Origin of the sequence: Streptomyces sp. NRRL S-495 (assembly GCF_000966955.1) — a bacterium.
Taxonomy (GTDB): Bacteria; Actinomycetota; Actinomycetes; order Streptomycetales; family Streptomycetaceae; genus Kitasatospora; species Kitasatospora purpeofusca.
Genome location: NZ_JZWY01000857.1, coordinates 1 through 357 on the forward strand (window position 1 = coordinate 1; position 357 = coordinate 357).

Annotated in this window: 1 pseudogene; it reads left to right on the forward strand. The window is 63.3% G+C overall.

The features are described from left to right. Positions 1–357 (forward strand): annotated as a pseudogene (locus VR45_RS34955) (transcriptional regulator); the annotation flags it as partial.

Consider the following 357-nt stretch of genomic DNA (forward strand, 5'->3'; position numbering starts at 1 on the left):
CTCAAGCACAGCACCGAGGGCCAGCACGACCCCAAGCGCTCCGGCCTTTACGAGATCACCCCGCCGGAATGGGAGCACGCTCACCTGCCCAGCCCGATGGGCAATCGAGACGTTCCCGGAAAGCTGTGGGTGCCGGAGCCGACCATCCGTCAGCTTCTGCGCCTCAGCAAGTCCACCGCGAATCGCCCCGCTATGTGCGAGGCCCCGGTAATCCACCAGTCCTACACCTCCGGTAGTAGCGAGAACCTGTTGGAAGACCTCCGGTGCGTTCTGCGCGACGCCCGGGAAAAGGCGATCCGCGAGGATGACCCGGTGATGCTGGAATACGTCAAGGCCATGTATTCCAAGCTCGTTGCT